The organism is Pseudomonas fluorescens (genome assembly GCF_000968015.1).
Lineage (GTDB): Bacteria > Pseudomonadota > Gammaproteobacteria > Pseudomonadales > Pseudomonadaceae > Aquipseudomonas > Aquipseudomonas fluorescens_W.
This window is the reverse complement of sequence record NZ_LACH01000013.1, coordinates 1-20,247: the sequence shown is the minus strand read 5'-3', so window position 1 is coordinate 20,247 and position 20,247 is coordinate 1. Positions and strand designations below refer to the sequence as shown.

The following is a 20,247-nucleotide window of genomic DNA, read 5'->3' as shown; positions in this document are numbered from 1 at the left end:
TGTACAGCGCAGTTAAACCGACAGTTCAACCAGCAGCTTGTTGAGACGGCGCACGTACGCGGCCGGGTCTTTCAAGCTGTCGCCGGCGGCCAGGGCCGCCTGATCGAAGAGAATGTGCGACAGGTCGCCGAAGCGTTCGTCGCTCTGCTCGTTGTCGAGCTTCTCGATCAGCGGGTGAGCCGGGTTGAATTCGAAGATCGGCTTCGATTCCGGAACCTTCTGACCGCTGGCTTCCAGGATCTGACGCATTTGCATGCCCAGGTCCTGCTCGCCGATGGCCAGAATCGCCGGGGAATCGGTCAGACGGTGCGAAACCCGCACTTCAGCAACGGAGTCGCCCAGTGCAGTTTTCAGACGCTCAACCAGACCTTCTTTGGACTTGGCGACTTCTTCCGCCGCTTTCTTGTCCTCTTCCGAGTCCAGGTTGCCCAGGTCCAGGTCACCGCGCGCCACGTCGACAAAGCTCTTGCCGTCGAAGTCGCTGAGGTAGCTCATCAGCCACTCGTCGATGCGGTCGGTCAGCAGCAACACTTCGATGCCTTTCTTGCGAAAGACTTCCAGGTGCGGGCTGTTCTTGACTTGCGCGTAGGTTTCGCCGGTCAGGTAGTAGATCTTGTCCTGACCTTCCTTGGCGCGAGCCAGGTATTCGGCCAGACCCACCACTTGCTCGCCTTCATCACCGTTGGTCGATGCGAAACGCAGCAGGCCAGCGATTTTCTCTTTGTTGGCGAAGTCTTCTGCCGGGCCTTCTTTCATGACCTGGCCAAAGTTTTTCCAGAAGCTCTTGTATTGCTCAGGCTCGTTCTTCGCCAGCTTTTCCAGCATGTCGAGAACGCGCTTGGTCAGCGCCGACTTCATGGAGTCGATGATCGGGTCTTTCTGCAGGATTTCCCGCGACACGTTCAGCGACAGGTCGTTGGAATCGACCACGCCTTTGATGAAGCGCAGGTACAGCGGCAGGAACGACTCGGCCTGATCCATCACGAACACGCGCTGCACGTACAGCTTCAGGCCTTTCGGCGCTTCACGCTGGTACAGATCGAATGGAGCACGGGCCGGCACGTAGAGCAGCGAGCTGTATTCAAGCTTGCCTTCGACCTTGTTGTGGCTCCAGCTCAGCGGGTTCTCGAAATCGTGAGCGACGTGTTTGTAGAACTCCTGGTATTCCTCGTCCTTGATCTCGGTACGCGGACGGGTCCACAGGGCGCTGGCGCGGTTGACAGTTTCCCATTCAACGGCCGGTTGCTCTTCGCCTTCAACGGCGGCCACTTCTTTCGGCAACTCGATCGGCAGAGCGATGTGGTCGGAGTACTTCTTGATGATGTTGCGCAGACGCCAGCCATCGGCGAACTCGTCTTCACCGGACTTCAGGTGCAGGACGATGCGAGTGCCGCGCTCGGCTTTATCAACCGTGGCAACTTCGAAATTGCCTTCGCCCTTGGACGACCAGTGCACGCCTTCGCTGGCATCAGCACCGGCACGACGGCTGAACACGTCGACTTTATCGGCGACGATGAATGCAGAGTAGAAACCCACACCGAATTGACCGATCAGGTGCGAGTCTTTTTTCTGATCGCCGGAGAGATGTTTCATGAAGTCGGCAGTGCCGGATTTGGCGATGGTACCCAGGTGGGTGATCGCATCGTCACGGCTCATGCCGATGCCGTTGTCTTCGAGGGTGACGGTTTTAGCGTCCTTGTCGAAGCTCACACGGATTTTCAGTTCGGCGCCGCCTTCCAGCAACTCAGGCTTGGACAGGGCTTCGAAACGCAATTTGTCGACAGCGTCAGAGGCGTTCGAGATCAATTCGCGAAGGAAAATTTCCTTGTTGGAATACAGCGAATGGATCATGAGGTGCAGCAGCTGCTTCACCTCGGTCTGGAAGCCCAGGGTTTCCTTTTGAGTTTCCACACTCATGGTCATCAAACTCCAATCAGATGGCAGTGGCCGCGACCTGAAGGGTCGGCGGCGGGTTGTCATCAAAGTTGGGGGCTGAGTTCAGGATTTCAAGGGCTCTTCAATTTTGAAATGGGCGCGGGCTGTGGCAATCGGTTCGGCTTCAGTGCTTTGCCAGGCCGTAATCGCAACGTTGGCAACCCGGCGGCCCTGCCGGCAGACCTGGCATCTGGCCCAGGTGTCGCGAAACTGCCCGGCGCGCAGATAGTCGAGGGAGAAATCGATGATCTTCGGCACACCCGGCGAACCGGTGAAAATCAGCAGGTGCAGCGCAGCCGACAGCTCCATGAACCCGGCAATCACGCCACCGTGAATCGCCGGCAATAAAGGGTTACCAATGTTGTCCTTGTTGGCCGGCAAGCGAAACAGCAGCTCATCCCCCACCCGCGAACATTCGACGCCGATCAGTTTGGCGTAGGGAATCAGGTGCAGCAGCGAGGCGTAGTCGCCCTGCTCATGTGCCCGCTGAAGTTGTTCCTTGAAGGAATCGGTCATTTCGCACCTCCGGCGATGACGCCACCAAAGCCTTTGGTGCCCTTGATGGCTTTGCCCATGCGCATGAAGGTGCCTACTACATGGGCGATGGGCTGCTCGGGATCGTCCTGATAGGCGAAACCGCGAGCAAAGATCACATCCGTGGTCACCCGGTAGCACTGGGCAAAACCGTAGACATCTTTATGGGGCTCGGCGGCGTGCATGTAGTCGATGCGCAAGTCGAGGGTCGGACAAACCTCGAACTCGGGCAGCACGCAGAGGGTGGACATGCCGCAGGCCGTGTCCATCAGCGAGGTCAGCGCTCCGCCATGAATCACTCCGGTTTGCGGGTTGCCAACAATTTGAGGACTGTACGGCAGGATGACAGTTAGCCCTTCGCTGCTGGCGCTGTGTACCCGCAGCCCAAGTACCTGACAATGTCGCAGCGCCGATAGAAATCGTGTAGCGCGCTCAAAAACGGGGTTTTCGGCCATTTTGATAAAACTCTTCTTAGTGTCCGGGCAACGCACTAGGCGTTTTTAGTAAAAGTTCCCGTCAGAATAAACTTATATATCTGTATGAATTGAGGAACTTAACGCTATGGGCTGCGCTCGAAAGGCCAGTAGATATTTTCCATAAGGAGAAACACCCCATGCGTAAGACTTTAGCTATTGCCTTGATGTTGACCGCTTCCCTCGGTCTCGCTGCCTGCGATAAAAAATCCGAGGACAAAGCTCAAGAAGCCGACAAACATGCTGAGCAAGCTCAGCAAGATATGAGCAAAGCTCAGGATAAAGTGAACGACGCTGCGAAAGAAAACGCCGAAGCTGCCAAAGCTCAGGCTGAATCGAACGAAGCTGCAGCAAAAGAAGCACCTAAAAACTAAAACAGTTTTTAGCGTGATAAAGAAAACCCGCCAAGTGCGGGTTTTCTTTTGCCTGGTTTTTTTGTTTGCAACGCAGGCGTTACAGCAAAATAGTTCTAAAAGTCGGACTAATCATCAACAGCAACGAACACACTAGTCCGACAAACCATACCAGGCTCCGCTGCCACGCCAGGTCAACCCAATAGCACAGCAAATAAATGATTCGCGTAATCACGAAGATGATTGCCAGCAAGTCGATCAGCCACCCCGCCGTCTGCGTGGTGTGCGCCATCAACACCCCCACCGCGAACAGAATGAACGCCTCAAAACAGTTTTGATGAGCCGCCAACGCTCGGGCGCCAAAGCCAGTCAGTTGCGCCTGTTGCTGGCGCGGCAAGTGGTTGTCGTAACCGCCCTGGTCATTCATCGCCTTGGCCACGGGGATCTTTGCCGCAAAAATCAGCAAGGCACTGATAAACACACACCAGAACGGAATACTCATCAAACAGCCTCTTTAATCGCCTCGGGCAATGGCGCCTCTGTAGGTGTATAGACCATCACGTCGAGAACGTCGGAATGAAACTCCCGGCGATACAACACCAGCACCACCCCGGTACTCATCAACATGAACAACCACGGGCTGACAAACCAGGCCAGCATGGTCATGCCGAAGTAGTAGGAGCGCAGTCCGAAGTTGAACTGGTTGGCGGCCATGGAAATGACGCGAGCCGCCCGGGCAGCAAAGGCTTTGCGCTCTTGTTCGGAAACGTGACGCTCACCGACCATAGGTGCCGAGCCCACCAGAATGGCCGCAAAGTTGTACTGGCGCATGCACCAGCTGAACGTAAAGAACGCATAGACAAAGACCAGCGCCAGGCACAGCAACTTGATCTCCGACATCCCCTGGGATGCCTGTTGCACCATCGGTATATCCGCCAACAACGACACTGCCCGTTCGGAAGCTCCGAGCACCGTGAGAATGCCGGCCAGGATAATCAGTGTACTGGAGGCGAAGAACGAGGCGTTGCGCTCCAGGTTACCGATCACGCTGGCGTCGGCGATGCGGTTGTCGCGCAACAGCATGCGGCGCATCCAGTCTTCGCGATAGAGGTGCAGCACGCTGGCCAGGCACGCGGTGTCGCGGCCCTTCCACGTCGCATAACGGGTGTAGCCGCCCCAGCAGATGACAAACCAGAGCGCGGCGAGGATGTGGATCATGTTGGCGTGGATGAACGACATGCAGGTCCTTGTGATGTATTGAATGAACACCGAAACCCTGTGGGAGCGAGCCTGCTCGCTCCCACATGGGATTTGCAGTGCTTCGACGTTAGCTCACAAAAAAAGACACCGCATCACGCGCATAAAAAATGCCCCGTATCGATTGATACGGGGCATTTCTGTTTTCTGCTTGTCAGGCCCGCTTGTGGCGAGTCTGGAAGCGGCTTAAGCCAGTGCTTCTTCGCGCTTGCCCAGCAGGCGATCGCAAACCACCGCAACGACCAGGGTCATGACCGACGGCACCAGCCAGGCCAGGCCTTGTTCGCTCAGCGGCAGGTGGGACAACTGAGTCGGCATCCAGTCCGCCAGACCTGCGCCCTTGAGGGCGTCGATCAAGCCGAAGATGAACGACACCAGCATCACCGGACCGACGATGCGGCCCTGCTCATGCCAGAAGTCCTTGCAGAAGCTCAGGGCGACCAAGGCAATGCACGGCGGATAGATCGCGGTCAGTACCGGGATCGAGAACGCAATCAGCTTGGTGAGGCCCAGGTTGGACACAAACAGCGAGAACACAGCCAGGATGATGACCAGCGTCTTGTAGGACAGTGGCAGCACACGGCTGAAGTATTCGGCGCATGCGCAGGTCAGACCGACCGCCGTGACCAGGCAGGCCAAGGAAATCAATACCGCCAGAAAACCGCTGCCCAGAGAGCCGAAGGTGTGTTGAACGTAAGCGTGCAACACCGCCGCGCCGTTGGTGGCACCCGCGGCCACTTCATGGCTGCCCGAACCGAGACGAAACAGGCTGACGTAAACCAGCGCCAGGCCCACGCCGGCAATCAGCCCGGCGATGATCGCGTAACGAGTAATCAACACCGGCGACTCGACGCCACGGGAGCGGATTGCGTTGACGATGACAATGCCGAATACCAGCGCGCCCAGGGTATCCATGGTCAGGTAACCATTGATGAAGCCTTGGGAGAACGGTGCCGCCACGTATTCCGGGGTGGCCACACCGATATCACCGGCCGGCAATGCAAACGCTGCGATGCCGAGCGCGGCCAGGGCGATGATCTTCAGCGGCGCGAGGAAACGTCCTACGGTATCCAGCAGTCGGCCCGGATAGAGCGAGATGAAGAACACCAGCAGGAAGTACACCGAGCTGTAGAGAAACAGTGCCAGTGGGCTCTCGCCCGTCAGTGGTGCCAAGCCGACTTCGAATGACACGGTGGCGGTGCGCGGTGTCGCGAACAGCGGGCCGACGGCGAGGTAGCACGCGGCCGCCAGCAGGCCACCGGCGACTTTCCCGATCGGGCTGCTCAAGGCATCCATGGCGCCACCGACCTTGGCCAGGGCGACAACGGTGATCACCGGCAGACCGACCGCGGTGATCAGAAAGCCCAGCGCCGCCATCCAGACGTTTGGACCGGACTGCAGACCGACGATAGGCGGGAAGATGATGTTGCCAGCCCCGACAAACAGGGCAAATGTCATAAAACCAAGTGCCAGGATGTCCTGGCCTTTCAACACTTTCATTAAGGAAATACCACACTACTGAATCGGAATTTAGAGAGGGATTTCCCTGAGGGGTGAGGGAAATGCTGTCGGTCCGTATAGGACTGACCCGTTTAGCGCGATGCTTCCTTGTGGGACGCAAACGCAAAATGGCGGCTAGCCTAACGAATTTGCCCGACAAACGCACTGTTAGGGTGCGATCTATCCGATACGCGACATTTTCGTGTCGCGTTTTTGCATATAAATGGTTGTCGCCTGTAAGTACGCCATCGCGAGCAAGCTCGCTCCCACAGGATTTATGAACGCTGGAAATCCAATGTGGGAGCGAGCTTGCTCGCGATGGGGCCGTCACTGACGACACATATCTTCAGAAACGACAAAGGCCACCCGAAGGTGGCCTTTGTTTGGTGAAGCGTCAGCTAAGCGCGTGGCTTATTTGATCGCCCAACCGGTCAGCTCGGACAAAGCCTTGCCGATGTCTGCCAGCGAACGCACGGTTTTAACGCCTGCGTCTTCCAGGGCAGCAAACTTCTCGTCTGCAGTGCCTTTGCCGCCAGAGATGATTGCGCCAGCATGGCCCATGCGCTTGCCCGCAGGGGCAGTCACACCAGCGATGTAGGAAACAACCGGCTTGGTCACGTGTGCCTTGATGTAGGCAGCCGCTTCTTCTTCAGCCGAACCGCCGATCTCACCGATCATAACGATCGCTTCGGTCTTCGGGTCTTCCTGGAACAGCTTCAGGATGTCGATGAAGTTCGAACCCGGGATCGGGTCACCGCCGATGCCGACGCAAGTCGACTGACCGAAACCGGCGTCAGTAGTCTGCTTAACAGCTTCGTAGGTCAGGGTGCCGGAACGGGAAACGATACCGACCTTGCCTGGCAAGTGAATGTGACCTGGCATGATGCCGATCTTGCATTCGCCTGGAGTGATCACGCCTGGGCAGTTAGGACCGATCAGGACTACGCCCAGCTCGTCGCACTTGACCTTGGCATCCAGCATGTCCAGGGTAGGAATGCCTTCAGTGATGCAAACGATCAGCTTGATGCCGCCGAATGCTGCTTCCAGGATGGAGTCCTTGCAGAAAGGAGCTGGAACGTAGATCACGCTGGCGGTGGCGCCAGTGGCAGCTACAGCGTCTTTCACGGTGTTGAACACTGGCAGACCCAGGTGTTCGGTGCCGCCTTTGCCCGGAGTTACGCCACCCACCATCTTGGTGCCGTATTCGATGGCTTGCTGGGTGTGGAAACTACCTTGCGAACCGGTAATACCCTGGCAGATAACTTTGGTGTCTTTATTGATCAGGACGCTCATTATTTGCCCTCCGCAGCTTTGACAACTTGTTGAGCAGCGTCGGTCAGGCTGGTAGCAGCGATGATGTTCAAACCGCTTTCTGCCAGTACTTTAGCGCCCAGCTCAGCGTTGTTGCCTTCAAGGCGAACAACAACCGGGATTTTCACGCCGACTTCTTTCACAGCGCCGATGATGCCTTCGGCAATCATGTCGCAACGAACGATGCCGCCGAAGATGTTGACCAATACTGCAGCGACGTTAGTGTCGGACAGGATGATCTTGAACGCTTCGGTAACGCGTTCTTTGGTAGCACCGCCGCCCACGTCGAGGAAGTTGGCTGGTTTGCCGCCATGCAGGTTGACGATGTCCATGGTACCCATGGCCAGGCCAGCACCGTTGACCATGCAACCGATGTTGCCTTCCAGCGCTACGTAGTTCAGTTCGAACTTGGCAGCGTGCGCTTCGCGCGGATCGTCTTGCGACGGATCGTGGAAAGTCTTCAGCTTAGGCTGACGGTACATGGCGTTGGCGTCGATGTTGATCTTGGCATCGAGGCAATGCAGATCGCCGTCAGCCTTGATCACCAGCGGGTTCACTTCCAGCAGAGCCAGGTCGTGATCCTTGAACAGCTTGGCCAGACCTACGAAGATCTTGGCGAACTGAGCAACTTGCTTGCCTTCCAGACCCAGCTGGAATGCCAGCTCGCGACCCTGGAATGGCTGAGCGCCAACCAGTGGATCGATAGTGGCCTTGAGGATTTTCTCAGGGGTGTCGTGAGCGATTTTCTCGATGTCCACGCCACCTTCGGTGGAAGCCATGAACACGATGCGACGGCTCGAACGGTCAACGACAGCGCCCAGGTACAGCTCTTTAGCGATATCAGTGCACGATTCAACCAGGATCTTGGTGACTGGCTGACCATTGGCATCAGTCTGGTAAGTCACCAGACGCTTGCCCAACCACTGTTGAGCGAACGCTTTGGCGTCTTCTTTGCTGCGAACCAGCTTAACGCCGCCCGCTTTACCGCGACCACCTGCGTGAACCTGGGCTTTGACAACCCATTCGGTCCCGCCGATCTTGTCGCACGCTTCTGCTGCTGCTTCCGGGGTGTCTACGGCGAAACCCTGGGATACTGGCAGGCCGTATTCAGCGAACAGCTGCTTACCCTGATACTCGTGAAGATTCATGCTTATTACCGTCTTCGTTAGGTACTGCGCATTCGGTGCTGCACTTGTTCAAGTGCCGCACCACCTGTGACTGCTGCTTGCGTAGGTGTTCCGGATAACCGGTGAGACTACGCAAGGCTGCGTCCGGCGGACATTCCGCGGTGAGTCTTGCACGCAAGGCTCACGACGGGCCTTCCGCCGTGGTTTCTTATTGTCTTGTCTTAACGCTTCTTGCGGTTGGCGATGTGGATGGCGCCGCCATTCACAGCCAAAGCTGCTTCGTGCAAGGCTTCGGACAGGGTCGGATGGGAGAAAACCATCATGCCCAGGTCTTCAGCGCTGGTGCCGAATTCCATACCGATCGCGCCCTGCTGAACCAGTTCTGCAGCGCTCGGGCCAATCACGTGGACGCCCAATACGCGGTCAGTCTTGGCATCAGCAATGACTTTCACGAAACCGCCGGTATCGTTGGCTGCCATGGCACGGCCACTGGCTGCGAACGGGAAAGTGCCGACGTTAACTTCAACGCCTTCAGCTTTCAAGGTCTGCTCGGTTTTACCGACCCACGCGATTTCCGGGTGAGTATAAATAACAGACGGGATCAGGTCATAGTTGATTTGGGCTTTGTGGCCCTTGATGCGCTCGACAACCATGATGCCTTCTTCGGACGCCTTGTGCGCCAGCATCATGCCGCGAACCACGTCGCCGATCGCGTAAACGCCCGGCACGCTGGTCGCGCACTGGTCGTCAACGAAAACGAAACCGCGCTCGTCGATGGTCACACCGCTGTCAGATGCCAGCAGTTCGGTGGTCACTGGACGGCGACCAACGGCAACGATCAGCTTGTCGAACGTGATGTTCTGTTCGCCATTGGCATCGGTGTAGTTTACGACAACTTCGTTGCCGTTCACTTTGGATCCGGTGACGCGAGCGCCCAGCTTGATGTCCAGACCTTGTTTGGTCAGGGTCTTGTAGGCTTCTTTGGAAACGGCGTCGTCAGCCGCTGGCAGGAACTTCTCCAGCGCTTCCAGAACAACCACTTCGGAACCCAGACGGGACCAGACCGAACCCAGTTCCAGACCGATCACGCCAGCACCGATAACGCCCAGACGCTTAGGTACGGTTTGGAATTCCAGCGCGCCAGTCGAATCGACGATTACGTTCTGGTCAACCGGAGCCGGTGGAATGTCGATCGGACGCGAGCCCGAAGCCAGGATCACGTTCTCGGCTTCGATGATTTCGACGGTGCCGTCTGCCTTGGTCAGTTCAACTTTCTTGCCGGCCAGCAGTTTGCCGTGGCCTTGCAGGGAAGTAACGCCGTTCGCCTTGAACAGGGTGGCAACGCCAGAGGTCAGGCCTTTGACGATGTTGGCTTTACGGCCAACCATTGCCGCCACGTCCATGGTCACGCCAGCGTGATTGATACCGTGGATCGCGAAGCCTTCTTTGGCTTCCTTGTATTTCCAGGAGCTGTCCAGCAGCGCCTTGGATGGAATGCAGCCGACGTTCAGGCAAGTACCGCCGAGGGCCAGTTTGCCTTCCTTGTCGGTGTATTTCTCGATGCAGGCAGTGGAGAGGCCCAGTTGCGCTGCTTTAATGGCAGCCACGTAGCCGCCAGGGCCCGCGCCAATCACTACCACGTCGAATTTCTGAGTCATGTGTCATTCCTTCTCGAATCAAACCGGACGGCCCCTTTTGAGGACCGTCGTGGGACGAAGCTGGTCATTACAGAAGGGCCGTCCATCACTAGACGGCCCGTGCAACGAAATCAGATATCCAGCAGCAAACGAGCCGGGTCTTCCAGCAGGTTCTTGATGGTAACCAGGAAGGTCACAGCTTCTTTGCCATCGATCAGACGGTGATCGTAGGACAGCGCCAGGTACATCATCGGACGGATAACAACCTGACCGTTGATCGCCATAGGACGCTGCAGAATGTTGTGCATGCCCAGGATGGCCGCTTGCGGCGGGTTGACGATCGGGGTCGACATCATCGAACCGAAAGTACCACCGTTGGTGATGGTGAACGTACCACCGGTCATTTCGTCCATCGACAGCTTGCCGTCACGAGCCTTCTTGCCGAAGGTGGCGATGCCGCCTTCGATTTCAGCCAGGCTCATCAGTTCGGCGTTACGCAGAACCGGAACAACCAGGCCGCGGTCGCTGGAAACAGCAACACCGACGTCAGCGTAGCCGTGGTAAACGATGTCAGCACCGTCGATCGACGCGTTGACAGCCGGGAAGCGTTTCAGCGCTTCGGTGGCCGCTTTCACGAAGAACGACATGAAGCCCAGGCGTACGCCGTTGTGGGACTTCTCGAACAGGTCCTTGTACTTCGAACGCAGCGCCATGACTTCGGTCATGTCGACTTCGTTGAAAGTAGTCAGCATCGCCATGTTCGATTGAGCTTCAACCAGACGCTTGGCGACGGTGGCCCGTACGCGGGTCATCGGTACGCGCTTCTCGATGCGGTCGCCAGCGGCGAATACAGGAGCAGCGCCAGCAGGAGCAGCAGCCTTGGCAGGCGTGGCAGCCGGAGCGGCTTTCTTGGCAGCTACAGCGGCAACAACGTCTTCCTTGGTCACACGACCGCCTTTGCCAGTGCCGGCAACGGAAGCGATGTTGATGCCGTTTTCTTCAGCCAGCTTGCGAGCAGCCGGTGCAGCAACAGGATCATCTTCGCCTTCAGCGGCTGGAGCAGCAGCTTGTGCAGCGGCCGGAGCAGCGGCAGCAGCTGGAGCGGCAGCAGCGCCGCCCGCTTCGATGGAGCCCAGAACTTCGTCGGACAGAACGGTGTCGCCTTCGTTCTTGACGATAGCGCCCAGCACGCCATCAGCGGTGGCCAACACTTCCAATACGACTTTGTCAGTTTCGATGTCGACGATCAGGTCATCGCGCTTGACGGCGTCGCCCGGCTTTTTGTGCCAGGTGGCAACGGTGCCATCGGCAACCGATTCCGGGAAAGTGGGGGCTTTGATTTCGATAGCCATTATCTGTGGGTCCTTAAATTCGGTTTCAGGTGCGCGAAGGCGTTAAACAGTAAAGGCGTCTTGCAGCAGTTTTTCTTGCTGCTCAGCGTGCATCGATGCGTAACCGCATGCAGGTGCAGCAGAAGCCTCACGGCCCGCGTACTCAAGTACGAGAGACTTGTTGAGATTGCTGATGCTGCGACGCATGTGGTGTTGGCTGCAGTACCACGCCCCCTGGTTCATCGGCTCTTCCTGGCACCACACGGCATTTTTGACGTTGGTGTAAGGAGCCAGGACTTCTTTCAAGTCGTCCTCAGGGAATGGGTACAGCTGCTCGATACGCACGACGGCGATGTCATCACGACCTTCGGCACGGCGTTTTTCCAGCAGGTCGTAGTAGACCTTGCCGCTACACAGAACAACGCGCTCGACCTTTTTCGGGTCCAGTGCATCGATTTCCGGGATAACGGTCTGGAACGAACCTTCGGCCAGATCTTCCAGAGTCGAGATGGCCAGCTTGTGACGCAGCAGCGACTTCGGAGTCAGAACGATCAATGGCTTGCGCAGCGGGCGAATCACCTGACGACGCAGCAAGTGGTAGATCTGAGCCGGCGTAGTCGGTACGGCTACCTGAATGTTGTGCTCGGCGCACAGCTGCAGGTAACGCTCCAGACGAGCCGAAGAGTGCTCCGGCCCCTGACCTTCATAACCGTGCGGCAGCAGCATGGTCAGACCGCAGAGACGGCCCCACTTGTGCTCGCCACTGGTGATGAACTGGTCGATAACCACTTGGGCACCGTTGGCGAAGTCGCCGAACTGGGCTTCCCAGATCACCAGCGCCTCAGGCGTGGTGGTCGAGTAACCGTATTCGAACGCCAGCACGGCTTCTTCGGACAGGAACGAATCGTACAGGTCGAAACGTGGCTGGCCCTTGTACAGGTTTTGCAGCGGGACGTAGGTACCCGCGTCTTTCTGGTTGTGCAAGACAGCGTGACGGTGCGAGAACGTACCGCGACCGATGTCCTGACCCGTCATGCGAATCGGGTGACCTTCGAACGCCAGGGTCGCGTACGCCATGGTTTCGGCGTAACCCCAGTTGATCGGCAGGCCGCCGGCTTGCATTTTCTGACGGTCTTCGTAGATTTTCGAGACCTGGCGCTGAACCACGAAGCCTTCCGGAATTTCCAGCAGCTTGGCGGACAGTTCCTGCAAGGTTTTCAGATCGAAGCGAGTGTCGTGACGCGCGGTCCAGGCGTGGCCCAGATACGGACGCCAGTCCACGAACAACTCTTTGTTCGGCTCTTTGACCAGGCTTTTTACAACATGCAGACCGTTGTCCAGCGCATTGCGGTATTCGTCGACTTTCGCCTGAACACGCTCAACGTCCAGCACACCGCTCTGAGTCAGGCGATCAGCATACAGTTCACGGGTGGTGCGCTGTTTGGTGATCTGCTGATACATGATTGGCTGGGTGCCGCTTGGCTCGTCGGCCTCGTTGTGGCCACGACGACGGTAGCAGACCAGGTCGATCACCACGTCACGCTTGAACTGCATGCGGTAGTCGATGGCCAGCTGGGTCACGAACAACACGGCTTCCGGATCATCGCCATTCACATGGAGGATCGGCGCCTGGATCATCTTCGCAACGTCGGTCGCGTACTCGGTGGAGCGCGAGTCCAGCGGGTTGCTGATGGTGAAACCGACCTGGTTGTTGATCACGATGTGCACGGTGCCGCCGGTCTTGAAACCGCGGGTCTGCGACATCTGGAAGGTTTCCATGACCACGCCTTGACCGGCGAATGCCGCGTCACCGTGGATGGAGATCGGCAGCACCTTCTCGCCGGTAGGGTCGTTACGACGATCCTGACGGGCGCGAACCGAACCCTCGACCACTGGAGATACGATTTCCAGGTGGGACGGGTTGAACGCCATGGCCAGGTGAACTTCACCGCCAGTGGTCATCACGTTGGACGAGAAGCCCTGGTGATATTTAACGTCACCGGAACCCAGCTCAACCTTCTTCTTGCCTTCGAACTCGTCGAACAGCTCGCGCGGGTTCTTGCCGAAGGTGTTGACCAGCACGTTCAGACGACCACGGTGGGCCATGCCGATGACGATTTCCTTGGTGCCGTAGGAACCGGAACGCTGGATCAGCTCGTCGAGCATCGGAATCAGGCTCTCGCCGCCTTCCAGACCGAAACGCTTGGTACCCGGGTATTTGGTGCCCAGGTACTTTTCCAGACCTTCGCCCGCGGTGACACGCTCGAGCAGGTGGCTCTTGATGTCGGCGGAGTACGTCGGACGGCCGCGCACGCTTTCCAGACGCTGCTGGAACCACTGGCGTTGCTCGGAATCGGTGATGTGCGTGAATTCAGCGCCGATGGTGCGGCAATATGTCTGCTGCAACGCTTCGTGAATTTCGCGTAGGCTCGCCTCCTCTTTGCCGATGAACAGGTCGCCGGCACGGAAGGTCGTATCAAGATCGGCATTGGTCAAGCCGTAATGATTGATCGACAGGTCTGCTGGTGCAGGACGCTGCCACAGCCCCAGCGGGTCAAGCTGGGCTGCCTGGTGGCCACGCATACGGTAGGCCTGGATCAATCGCAGCACTTCAACTTGCTTCTTCTCGTGCTCACTGCTCACGCTGCCGGCGGAAACCGGTTGGGCGCGGCGCTGGTTCTTTGCCAGCAAGACGAAATGATCGCGAATTGTGGAGTGCGAAACATCGGTGGCAGAGTTGCCGTCAGTCGGCAACTTCTGAAAGTAGGTGCGCCACTCTTCTGGCACAGCGTTAGGGTCGTGCAGGTAGAGCTCATAAAGCTCTTCCACATAGGCAGCGTTTCCACCTGAAAGGTGGGCACTGTTCCACATGCGCTGCATCACGCTTTCTTGCATGCTTGGTCACCCTCGGTTAGGGGAACACCATCGGCGTCGACACCGAGCAAACTTGCAGAAGTCCGAATGCAGCGACCAAAACAAGCCACTTAGGATCACGCTGATAGTCCGGGTACCAGCCCGGATGCCCCTGCTTGTCTCATTTCTTCAAAATAAGAGCGGCAGCTTTGTGAGCTGCTGCTCAGGTTAAAACTACGGCGCCGGTTGAAGCCTGCGCCGTAGCATCTACGGGTACAGCGGTACTACATTTACAACAGCCGGGTTACGGCAGCTGAATCACACGCCGCTTTGCAGCAGCATGTTACGTACGTGACCGATGGCCTTAGTCGGGTTCAGGCCTTTCGGACAGACGTTGACGCAGTTCATGATCCCGCGGCAGCGGAATACGCTGAACGGGTCATCCAGCGAAGCCAGACGCTCGGCAGTCTTGGTGTCGCGGCTGTCTGCCAGGAAGCGATACGCTTGCAGCAGAGCAGCTGGACCCAGGAACTTGTCCGGGTTCCACCAGAAGGACGGGCAAGAGGTCGAGCAGCAAGCGCACAGGATGCACTCGTACAGACCGTCGAGCTTTTCACGCTCTTCAGGGGTCTGCAGACGTTCGATGGCCGGAGCCGGCGTGTCGTTCTGCAGGTATGGCTTAACCTTTTCGTATTGCTTGTAGAAGATGCTCATATCGACGACCAGGTCACGGATAACCGGCAAACCTGGCAGAGGACGAACGATCAGCTTGTTACCTTTTACGACAGCGGACAGCGGCGTGACGCACGCCAGACCGTTTTTGCCGTTGATGTTCATGCCGTCGGAACCGCAAACACCTTCACGGCAAGAGCGACGATAGGAGAAACCTTCGTCCTGCTCTTTGATCAGGGCCAGCACGTCCAGCACCATCAGGTCTTTACCACCGGTATCGACCGAAAATTCCTGCATGAACGGCGCAGCGTCCTGATCAGGGTTGTAGCGATAAACACTGACTTGCAACATGGCGGCCACCCTTAATAAGTCCGAATCTTAGGTTCAAAAGTCGGAACAGTCTTCGGCGAGAAGTTCACAGCACGCTTGGTTACGCGCTTGTCACCCGGGAAGTACAGGGTGTGGCACAGCCAGTTTTCGTCGTCGCGGTCTTCGTAGTCTTCACGGGCGTGAGCGCCGCGGGACTCTTTGCGGATCTCTGCGGCGATGGCGGTAGCTTCGGCCACTTCCAGCAGGTTCTGCAATTCCAGAGCTTCGATACGAGCGGTGTTGAACGCCTGGCTCTTGTCGTTGATCTTGACGTTGGCGATACGGCCACGCAGATCAGCCAGCTGGGCAATACCCTTCTGCATGTATTCGCCGGTACGGAACACACCGAAGTAGTTCTGCATGCAGTTTTGCAGTTCTTTACGCAGGGTGGCGACGTCTTCGCCTTCGGTACGCGAGTTCAGGCCATCGAGACGTGCCAGGGCAGCGTCGATGTCGGACTGGCGAGCGCGGGTGTAGTCGACGCCTTCTTTCAGGGTCTGTTCCAGGAACAGGCCGGCCGCACGGCCGAATACCACCAGGTCGAGCAGCGAGTTGCCGCCCAGACGGTTGGCACCGTGAACCGATACGCACGCCACTTCGCCCACTGCGAACAGACCAGGAATGATCTGGTCAACGCCGTCGGCGTCCTGGGTGATTGCCTGACCATGAATGTTGGTGGCAACGCCGCCCATCATATAGTGGCAGGTTGGAACGACCGGAATCGGCGCCACGGCTGGATCGACGTGGGCGAAAGTCTTGGACAGTTCCATGATGCCTGGCAGACGGCTGTGCAGAACTTCTTCACCGAGGTGATCGAGTTTCAGCATTACGTGGTCGCCATCCGGACCGCAACCGTTGCCGGCGATGATTTCTTTAACCATCGAGCGAGCAACAACGTCACGACCAGCAAGGTCTTTGGCGTTCGGAGCATAACGCTCCATGAAACGCTCGCCGTGCTTGTTGATCAGGTAACCGCCTTCACCGCGGCAGCCTTCAGTAACCAGTACACCGGCGCCGGCGATGCCGGTCGGGTGGAACTGCCACATTTCGATGTCTTGTACCGGCACGCCAGCGCGCAGAGCCATGCCGACGCCGTCACCGGTGTTGATCAGGGCATTGGTGGTGGACGAGTAGATACGACCTGCACCGCCAGTCGCCAGTACAGTGGCGTTAGCGCGGACGTAGGAAGTTTCGCCGGTTTCGATGCAGATGACGATCATGCCGACAAAGGCACCGTCTTCGTTCTTCACCAGGTCGACGCCGTAGTATTCGTTGAGGAATACGGTGCCGGCCTTGAGGTTGGCCTGGTACAGGGTGTGTAGCAGTGCGTGACCGGTACGGTCGGCAGCGGCGCAAGTACGGGCAGCCTGGCCACCTTTACCAAAGTCTTTCGACTGACCGCCGAACGGACGCTGATAGATGCGGCCTTGTTCGGTACGGGAGAACGGCAAGCCCATGTGCTCGAGCTCGAAGACCGCTTCCGGGCCTACGGAACACATGTATTCGATAGCGTCCTGGTCACCGATATAGTCGGAACCCTTGACGGTATCGTACATGTGCCAGCGCCAGTCATCGTTCGGATCAGCGGACGCGATGGCGCAAGTGATGCCACCCTGGGCGGATACAGTGTGCGAGCGAGTCGGGAAAACCTTGGTAACTACGGCAGTCTTGTGACCACCTTGTGCCAGCTGCAGAGCAGCGCGCATGCCGGCACCGCCGCCGCCAATGATGATGGCGTCGAACGAAAGCGTATTAACTGTAGTAGACATGAATCAGATACCCCAAAGAATCTGCACACCCCAGACGAAGTACGCGAACATCGCGACGCCGCATACCGCCTGGAAGAGGAAACGTATTGCAGTCGCGGACTTGCCGAACGCCATTGGCGTCAGGTAGTCGGTCGCGATGGTCCACATGCCGACCCAGGCGTGAGCGCCGAGGGCAACGAGGGCAAGGAGACTGAAAATACGCATCCAGTTGCTTGCGAACAGTTCATGCCATTGGGCGTAGCCGATGCCAGGATGGGCAACGACGTATCCGATCAGGAAGATGAAGTAAGCCGCGAGAACGACCGCAGACACACGTTGTGCCATCCAGTCATAGAGGCCCGAACGCGACAGGTTCGTGACGTTAGTTACCATATCCAAACTCCTGCCAGAACGATTACCACCACGGAAACGGCGATAACGATTTTCGAGCCCAGTTTGCCGCCCTCAAGCGACTCGCCGATGCCCATGTCCATCATCAAGTGGCGCACACCGGCAACCAAGTGATACAGCAAGGCGGACAGGATGCCCCATGTCACTAGCTTGGCTAGCGGACTGGTCAGACACGCTTTCACCTGACCGAAGCCTTCTTCCGAGCCGAGCGACTTGTCCAATGCATAAAGCATGATGGCCAGGCTGACAAAGAGGATGATTCCGGAGATTCGGTGAAGAATGGACGTGTAAGCAGTGACTGGGAGTTTGATGGTCCTTAGGTCTAGGTTTACAGGTCGTTGGCTATTCACGGCTTTTTTTCACACTGAAGAGCCCCTAACAATCAGGGCAAAGTTGTTGGGGAGTGCACTGGTCAGGTACCCACCACCCAGGGAGTGCGACCCCCAGTAAAGCAGGCCCAAAAGCCCCTGGCGGTCGGAGGCCGAGTATAGACAGTTAGGCTACTAATGACAACGCAATCGCCTTCCCCTAATAGCTCATTGCACAAGTCGTATAAAAGGCGTAAATGGCAGTCAATTTCGAGGAAAAAGTCCGGTTAAAGCCTTCTGGAGCAAGACTTTAGGCAAATTGACATTCGAATTTATCTCACTATAGTGGTGCGGGCCCTGCGTGGGGGGTCTGTCTGATGATTTCAAGCATAAATAGGAGGCCACATGGCTGACAAAAAAGCGCAGTTGATCATCGAGGGCGCAGCCCCCGTCGAGCTGCCCATTTTAACCGGCACCGTTGGTCCCGATGTTATCGATGTTCGGGGCCTGACGGCCACGGGCCGTTTCACCTTTGACCCTGGTTTCATGTCGACAGCTTCCTGCGAGTCGAAGATCACCTATATCGACGGCGACAACGGCATTCTGCTGCACCGCGGCTACCCGATCGAACAGTTGGCTGAAAAGTCGGACTACCTGGAAACCTGCTATCTGCTGCTCAACGGCGAATTGCCGACCGCAGAACAGAAGGCCCAGTTCGTCAGCACCGTGAAAAACCACACCATGGTTCACGAGCAGCTGAAGACGTTCTTCAATGGTTTCCGTCGCGACGCCCACCCAATGGCCGTCATGTGCGGCGTAGTCGGCGCCCTCTCGGCCTTCTACCACGACTCCCTGGACATCAATAACCCGCAGCATCGCGAAATTTCCGCGATCCGTCTGGTTGCCAAGATGCCAACCCTGGCAGCGATGGTTTACAAGTACTCCATGGGTCAACCCATGATGTACCCGCGCAACGACCTGACGTACGCGGAAAACTTCCTGCACATGATGTTCAACACCCCGTGCGAGATCAAACCGATCAGCCCGGTACTCGCCAACGCCATGGACAAGATCTTCATCCTCCATGCCGACCACGAGCAGAACGCATCGACGTCCACCGTACGCCTGGCCGGCTCTTCGGGTGCCAACCCGTTCGCCTGTATTGCCGCCGGCATCGCTGCACTGTGGGGCCCTGCCCACGGCGGCGCGAACGAAGCTGTTCTGACCATGCTCGATGAAATTGGCGATGTGTCGAACATCGACAAGTACATCGCCAAGGCCAAGGACAAGAACGATCCGTTCAAGCTGATGGGCTTCGGTCACCGGGTTTACAAAAACCGCGACCCACGCGCAACAGTGATGAAGCAGACCTGCGACGAAGTGCTGAAAGAACTGGGCATCACCAACGATCCGCAACTCGAACTGGCCATGCGCCTGGAAGAGATCGCCCTGACCGACCCGTACTTCATCGAACGCTCGCTGTACCCGAACGTCGACTTCTACTCGGGGATCATCCTCAAGGCGATCGGCATTCCAACCAGCATGTTCACCGTAATCTTCGCTTTGGCGCGGACCGTCGGCTGGATCTCCCACTGGAAAGAAATGCTCTCCAGCCCGTACAAGATTGGCCGTCCGCGCCAGCTGTACACCGGCTACGAGTCGCGTGACATCACCAAGCTGGAAGACCGCAAATAAGACCTGTCTTGCGATAACGTCTTGAGTTGTACGCTGCACCGGGAACGGCCTCTGTTTATATAGAGGCCGTTTTTGTTTGTGCGGTCGCAGCGGCCTTAGGGCCGACTGGCTTTTTGGTCGTGTACATATCCGTTTCTGCGGTAACGGCTGATTATGGTTTCGCTCTTACAGCGACTCACTTTTCCAGACGCCGAAAAGTAAGCAAAAGGCTTCGCCCCGGCGTACGGCGCCTCGCTGAGGCTCCGCGTTCCCTCGCTACGGTGCCCATCAGGGGGCATCGCCTACGGTCTGCTTCGCGACGACCTCCTCTCGATGTGTGCGGCTTCGCCGCACGGCGCTACGCGCCTACCCCCCTGATGAACACCTACGCTCGGCCTGCCGAAGGGGCGAAAGATCAAGATCAAAAGCAGGCGAGCTAACGCTCGACCTATTGAGTGGTGAAGGGCGGGTGTACACCAATACAAGGAGCTGCCGAAGGCTGCGATCTTTTGATTTGGCTTTGGCTTTGGCTTTGGCTTTGGCTTTGGCTTTGGCTTTTGACGTTGATCTTGAACTTGAACTTGAACTTGAACTTGAACTTGAACTTGAACTTGAACTTGAACTTGAACTTGAACTTGATCTTGAACTTGATCTTGAACTTGATCTTGAACTTGAACTTGATCTTGATCTTTCGCCCCTTCGGCAGGCCGAGTGGAGGTGTGCATCAGGGGGGAGGCGCGTAGCGCCGTGCGGC

At 57.3% G+C, this 20,247-nt stretch carries 18 protein-coding genes; 3 read left to right on the top strand and 15 right to left on the bottom strand.

Translation table 11 applies throughout. From position 1 onward, the window contains the following. Positions 1-12 precede the first annotated feature (12 nt). The 3 genes from htpG to VD17_RS07260 form a co-directional block, all read right to left on the bottom strand. Positions 13-1,917, bottom strand: coding sequence for a molecular chaperone HtpG (gene htpG, locus VD17_RS07270; protein ID WP_046053308.1), 1,905 nt, complete (start codon positions 1,915-1,917; stop codon positions 13-15). A gap of 81 nt (positions 1,918-1,998) precedes the next feature. Next, positions 1,999-2,451: a PaaI family thioesterase gene (locus VD17_RS07265; RefSeq protein WP_046053268.1), complete on the bottom strand. Its 453-nt coding sequence runs from the start codon at positions 2,449-2,451 to the stop codon at positions 1,999-2,001. Continuing rightward, positions 2,448-2,924 (bottom strand): PaaI family thioesterase, encoded by a 477-nt coding sequence (locus VD17_RS07260; protein ID WP_033055901.1) that lies wholly within the window; start codon positions 2,922-2,924, stop codon positions 2,448-2,450. Before VD17_RS07260 ends, VD17_RS07265 begins: the two co-directional genes overlap by 4 nt. Before the next feature lie 158 nt (positions 2,925-3,082). Between VD17_RS07260 and VD17_RS07255 the strand changes: the two genes are divergently transcribed. Next, the gene (locus VD17_RS07255; RefSeq protein WP_033055882.1) at positions 3,083-3,316 is read left to right on the top strand and encodes a hypothetical protein; all 234 of its coding nucleotides are present in this window, start codon (positions 3,083-3,085) and stop codon (positions 3,314-3,316) included. 79 nt (positions 3,317-3,395) lie between these two features. Here VD17_RS07255 and VD17_RS07250 read toward each other — a convergent pair whose 3' ends face one another. The 12 genes from VD17_RS07250 to sdhC form a co-directional block, all read right to left on the bottom strand. Further along, the gene (locus VD17_RS07250) at positions 3,396-3,797 is read right to left on the bottom strand and encodes an MAPEG family protein (RefSeq protein WP_046053267.1); all 402 of its coding nucleotides are present in this window, start codon (positions 3,795-3,797) and stop codon (positions 3,396-3,398) included. Beyond that, entirely contained in the window at positions 3,797-4,534 is a 738-nt protein-coding gene (locus VD17_RS07245) for a DUF599 domain-containing protein (RefSeq protein ID WP_046048036.1), read from the bottom strand. The genes VD17_RS07250 and VD17_RS07245 overlap by 1 nt, the downstream gene beginning before the upstream one ends. 204 nt (positions 4,535-4,738) lie before the next feature. Further along, a complete protein-coding gene (gene brnQ, locus VD17_RS07240; RefSeq protein ID WP_008148607.1) occupies positions 4,739-6,052 on the bottom strand; it encodes a branched-chain amino acid transport system II carrier protein in 1,314 nt (437 codons plus the stop codon). Between the two features lie 411 nt (positions 6,053-6,463). Beyond that, positions 6,464-7,345, bottom strand: coding sequence for a succinate--CoA ligase subunit alpha (gene sucD / locus VD17_RS07235; protein WP_008148605.1), 882 nt, complete (start codon positions 7,343-7,345; stop codon positions 6,464-6,466). Further along, positions 7,345-8,511, bottom strand: a complete 1,167-nt coding sequence (gene sucC, locus VD17_RS07230) for an ADP-forming succinate--CoA ligase subunit beta (RefSeq protein ID WP_008148602.1) — start codon at positions 8,509-8,511, stop codon at positions 7,345-7,347. The genes sucD and sucC overlap by 1 nt, the downstream gene beginning before the upstream one ends. A 200-nt stretch (positions 8,512-8,711) precedes the next feature. Further along, positions 8,712-10,148: a dihydrolipoyl dehydrogenase gene (gene lpdA, locus VD17_RS07225; RefSeq protein ID WP_046053266.1), complete on the bottom strand. Its 1,437-nt coding sequence runs from the start codon at positions 10,146-10,148 to the stop codon at positions 8,712-8,714. A gap of 110 nt (positions 10,149-10,258) precedes the next feature. Continuing rightward, positions 10,259-11,479 carry a 2-oxoglutarate dehydrogenase complex dihydrolipoyllysine-residue succinyltransferase gene (gene odhB, locus VD17_RS07220; protein ID WP_046053265.1) on the bottom strand — a complete coding sequence of 407 codons (1,221 nt, stop codon included), beginning with the start codon at positions 11,477-11,479 and terminating at the stop codon, positions 10,259-10,261. A gap of 42 nt (positions 11,480-11,521) precedes the next feature. Next, positions 11,522-14,353 (bottom strand): 2-oxoglutarate dehydrogenase E1 component, encoded by a 2,832-nt coding sequence (locus VD17_RS07215; RefSeq protein ID WP_046053264.1) that lies wholly within the window; start codon positions 14,351-14,353, stop codon positions 11,522-11,524. A 276-nt stretch (positions 14,354-14,629) separates the two neighbouring features. Further along, the gene (locus VD17_RS07210) at positions 14,630-15,334 is read right to left on the bottom strand and encodes a succinate dehydrogenase iron-sulfur subunit (RefSeq protein WP_008148594.1); all 705 of its coding nucleotides are present in this window, start codon (positions 15,332-15,334) and stop codon (positions 14,630-14,632) included. 11 nt (positions 15,335-15,345) lie between these two features. Beyond that, positions 15,346-17,121 (bottom strand): succinate dehydrogenase flavoprotein subunit, encoded by a 1,776-nt coding sequence (gene sdhA / locus VD17_RS07205; protein ID WP_008148591.1) that lies wholly within the window; start codon positions 17,119-17,121, stop codon positions 15,346-15,348. Positions 17,122-17,124: 3 nt separating this feature from the next. Next, positions 17,125-17,493: a succinate dehydrogenase, hydrophobic membrane anchor protein gene (gene sdhD / locus VD17_RS07200; protein WP_027922414.1), complete on the bottom strand. Its 369-nt coding sequence runs from the start codon at positions 17,491-17,493 to the stop codon at positions 17,125-17,127. Continuing rightward, positions 17,487-17,861 (bottom strand): succinate dehydrogenase, cytochrome b556 subunit, encoded by a 375-nt coding sequence (gene sdhC / locus VD17_RS07195; RefSeq protein ID WP_046053263.1) that lies wholly within the window; start codon positions 17,859-17,861, stop codon positions 17,487-17,489. The genes sdhD and sdhC overlap by 7 nt, the downstream gene beginning before the upstream one ends. A gap of 363 nt (positions 17,862-18,224) precedes the next feature. Between sdhC and gltA the strand changes: the two genes are divergently transcribed. Further along, positions 18,225-19,514 carry a citrate synthase gene (gene gltA / locus VD17_RS07190; RefSeq protein ID WP_008148584.1) on the top strand — a complete coding sequence of 430 codons (1,290 nt, stop codon included), beginning with the start codon at positions 18,225-18,227 and terminating at the stop codon, positions 19,512-19,514. 448 nt (positions 19,515-19,962) lie between these two features. Further along, a partial coding sequence (locus VD17_RS07185; RefSeq protein ID WP_185753112.1) for a hypothetical protein occupies positions 19,963-20,247 on the top strand: 285 nt, incomplete at its 3' end.

Coding starts and splice junctions, on each gene's coding strand:
- htpG (WP_046053308.1), bottom strand. CDS start 1,917: ATGAGTGTGGAAACTCAAAAGGAAACCCTGGGCTTCCAGACCGAGGTG.
- VD17_RS07265 (WP_046053268.1), bottom strand. CDS start 2,451: ATGACCGATTCCTTCAAGGAACAACTTCAGCGGGCACATGAGCAGGGC.
- VD17_RS07260 (WP_033055901.1), bottom strand. CDS start 2,924: ATGGCCGAAAACCCCGTTTTTGAGCGCGCTACACGATTTCTATCGGCG.
- VD17_RS07255 (WP_033055882.1), top strand. CDS start 3,083: ATGCGTAAGACTTTAGCTATTGCCTTGATGTTGACCGCTTCCCTCGGT.
- VD17_RS07250 (WP_046053267.1), bottom strand. CDS start 3,797: ATGAGTATTCCGTTCTGGTGTGTGTTTATCAGTGCCTTGCTGATTTTT.
- VD17_RS07245 (WP_046048036.1), bottom strand. CDS start 4,534: ATGTCGTTCATCCACGCCAACATGATCCACATCCTCGCCGCGCTCTGG.
- brnQ (WP_008148607.1), bottom strand. CDS start 6,052: ATGAAAGTGTTGAAAGGCCAGGACATCCTGGCACTTGGTTTTATGACA.
- sucD (WP_008148605.1), bottom strand. CDS start 7,345: ATGAGCGTCCTGATCAATAAAGACACCAAAGTTATCTGCCAGGGTATT.
- sucC (WP_008148602.1), bottom strand. CDS start 8,511: ATGAATCTTCACGAGTATCAGGGTAAGCAGCTGTTCGCTGAATACGGC.
- lpdA (WP_046053266.1), bottom strand. CDS start 10,148: ATGACTCAGAAATTCGACGTGGTAGTGATTGGCGCGGGCCCTGGCGGC.
- odhB (WP_046053265.1), bottom strand. CDS start 11,479: ATGGCTATCGAAATCAAAGCCCCCACTTTCCCGGAATCGGTTGCCGAT.
- VD17_RS07215 (WP_046053264.1), bottom strand. CDS start 14,353: ATGCAAGAAAGCGTGATGCAGCGCATGTGGAACAGTGCCCACCTTTCA.
- VD17_RS07210 (WP_008148594.1), bottom strand. CDS start 15,334: ATGTTGCAAGTCAGTGTTTATCGCTACAACCCTGATCAGGACGCTGCG.
- sdhA (WP_008148591.1), bottom strand. CDS start 17,121: ATGTCTACTACAGTTAATACGCTTTCGTTCGACGCCATCATCATTGGC.
- sdhD (WP_027922414.1), bottom strand. CDS start 17,493: ATGGTAACTAACGTCACGAACCTGTCGCGTTCGGGCCTCTATGACTGG.
- gltA (WP_008148584.1), top strand. CDS start 18,225: ATGGCTGACAAAAAAGCGCAGTTGATCATCGAGGGCGCAGCCCCCGTC.